General features: G+C 47.8%; 2 protein-coding genes. Both read right to left on the bottom strand.

What is annotated here, in order from left to right:
- Positions 1-79 precede the first annotated feature (79 nt).
- On the bottom strand, positions 80-820 hold the full coding sequence (gene istB / locus PUN32_RS13895) for an IS21-like element ISVch3 family helper ATPase IstB (RefSeq protein WP_274723726.1): 741 nt from the start codon (positions 818-820) through the stop codon (positions 80-82).
- A 10-nt stretch (positions 821-830) separates the two neighbouring features.
- On the bottom strand, positions 831-2,363 hold the full coding sequence (gene istA / locus PUN32_RS13890) for an IS21 family transposase (RefSeq protein WP_274723725.1): 1,533 nt from the start codon (positions 2,361-2,363) through the stop codon (positions 831-833).
- Positions 2,364-2,593 lie beyond the last annotated feature (230 nt).

Raw genomic sequence — 2,593 nt, 5'->3', positions numbered from 1 at the left:
TGCGTATTTCGGTGATTGCGATCGCTCGTTTCGGTTTATTCCGATCACCTGACTCTACCATTTTTCTCTCTTCCTATTTTTACCCTAAGTGATCGGATTGCGCCAGTTTTCTCATTGACTCTCCCCCCAGTTCTATTCGATGACTATTGTGTACCAGACGATCCATTAACGCGTCTGCGACGGTGGCATTGCCGATCATGTTGTACCACTCTTTTACAGGTAACTGACTGATGACGATTGTGCTGCTATTTTGGTAACGGTCTTCCAGCATTTCCAATAAGTGGCCTGCATGCTCTTGAGTCAGTTTTTCCATACCCCAGTCGTCAAGGATCAGTAACGCTTTTTTAGCCAGCGATTCGAGTTGCTTTTGATAGCTACCATCTAAGCGACCTGCGGTCAGGTCATCAAGTAGGCGGCTTAATCGGTAATACCTGACGGTTTGTTGTTGGTCGCAGGCCATCGTTGCTAGTGCACAGCCAAGATACGTTTTGCCTGCACCCGTTGGCCCCGTGATCAAGATGTTCTGGTGTTTGTGTAGATAACTGCCCGTTAGCAGTTCGCTCATCTGTTGGCGATTGAGATTTCGTCCTTCTTTGTAGATGAGTTGGCTTGGCTGTGCATCCACTCTTAGTTTGGCTTGCCGTTTTAGGCCTTGGATTTTGCTATGACTACGACTCAAGATTTCACTTTCTAGAAGCAGGCTTAGTCTTTCCTCGAAGCTCAGCTCTGCGTAGGTGGTCAGTTGCTCTTGTTGCTGCTCTAACGCTTTCGCAGCATGGCTTAAGCGCAGGGTTTTGAGTTGGTCGTTCAGTGCATTCATTTATCTTCTCCTAGTGATAACAGTTTGGGCCTCGAACATTGCTGTGAACAAGGTTTGGGGTGCTTGTCGTGTCTTTACTCAACTGGCCTTCACGGTTGTTTTTAAGCAGGTTGCTGATGAAGGTGTAGTTAGGTTTTGTGAGCATTAGCGCATCTTTACAAGCTTGCTCTAGTCGAGTGCCGCCGTGTGTTTTACTGAGATTGAGCAGGCCAAGACAGGAACGATAAGACTGCTCTGGATGAGGTTTAGAGTTCAGGATTTTATTGACGACCTCTCGTGTCGCTGGGCCAATATTCGATCCCCAGTTGAGTAAGCGGCCTGGAGACCATTTTTGATGCTGATGATTGCTTGGCATGTGCTCGGACTGGGTGCTATTGCCATGTTCTTTTTGGCTGCGTGGGTGCTGAGCCACCAAATTGCCTTGGTGGTAGAGTTGGACTAAGTGATTCGTGGCTTCCAGCTCAACATAATGGCCGACCAACTGATGGGGAACTGAGTAGTAGTGACGGCGATATTCGATGTGATAATCAGGCCCAACCTTGGCTCGTTTGGTTTCGGTATAGAGGTATCGCTGCTTAGGCAGAGGCTTTAACGCGGGTTTATCGAGTTTATCGAACAACGCTTTACGACTCGCGCCATACTGTTTCATCTCACGTTGGTTTAACTCATTCATCAGCTCTCGGATAGCGAGATTCAGCTCTTTGAAGGTGTGGAAGATTTGGTGGCGCAACCGCATCATGATCCAGCGTTCTACGAGGAGTACCGCATTCTCAGCTTTGGCTTTGTCTTTCGGCTTGTAAGGGCGAGCAGGCATCACTGCGGTTTGGTAGTGATTTGCCAGTTTTTGATAGCTGTCGTTCAGTCTTGGTTCATAGCGGTTAGCTTGGGTGACGGCGCTGCGTAGATTGTCGGGAACCAAAAGATGCGGCACACCACCGAAGTGTTCGAAGGCATTGGCATGCGCTTCTAACCAGTAGGACTTGCCTTGGCTCGGGAAGGCTTCAACATAGGTGTAATTCGATGCGGCTAAGGTGGCCACGAACACTTCCGCCTCTCGAACTTCACCTGTATCGGGGTTGACCACCTGAAGCCGAGGTCCGCAGTAGTCGATAAACAGCTTATCTCCCGCCATATGAAGCTGACGCATGCTGCGTTTTTGATTTTTGAACCAGCGAGTGAAGTGTTCGCAAAACTGGGTATAAGCGTACGCTTGTTCTTGATATTGAAAGTGATATTCCTGCCAGAGTAGCATCTTCGTCATACCTTTACGCCTGAGTTCGACAGCGTATTGAGTGAAGTCTGGCATAACCTTTTTGTGATTGGCTTTTTTGTCGTGGTATAGCGCCTGTGTGAGCGCGGCATCGCCGCAACTTTCGGGTAGAGGCCAACCGAGTTGGCTTTGTTTAAAGCGAGTCAGGAGTTCTGATATGGTGGACGGACCGAGTTTTAGGCAAGAAGCGATATCACGATTAGACAGCCCGCAGTCATATTTGAGGCGTAATACCTCTTTGATTTTGTTCATTGGCGTTCTCTTTTTGGTCATGGTCGCTTCCTTACGTTATTTTTTAAGATGTAAAGAATAGCGACTAATTGATTTAAAAGAGAAAAAGGAAGGATTTCGGACATTCCGATCGCGGTTTTCGGTATTCCGATCACTGATTTCGGGGTTAGGCTAAAAGTGATCGGATAATCGCGGAATCGGTGATCGGTTTAAACCGAAATGGGTGATCGGATAATCCCGAAATGACTGATCGGAATGCTCCGAAATATGCA

The organism is Vibrio chanodichtyis, from assembly GCF_028863985.1.
Lineage (GTDB): Bacteria > Pseudomonadota > Gammaproteobacteria > Enterobacterales > Vibrionaceae > Vibrio > Vibrio chanodichtyis.
This window is presented reverse-complemented; position numbering and strand designations above follow the sequence as displayed.

Bases quoted from the DNA above. Each gene is read 5' to 3' on its own strand.
- istB (WP_274723726.1), bottom strand. From the start codon at position 820: ATGAATGCACTGAACGACCAACTCAAAACCCTGCGCTTAAGCCATGCT.
- istA (WP_274723725.1), bottom strand. From the start codon at position 2,363: ATGACCAAAAAGAGAACGCCAATGAACAAAATCAAAGAGGTATTACGC.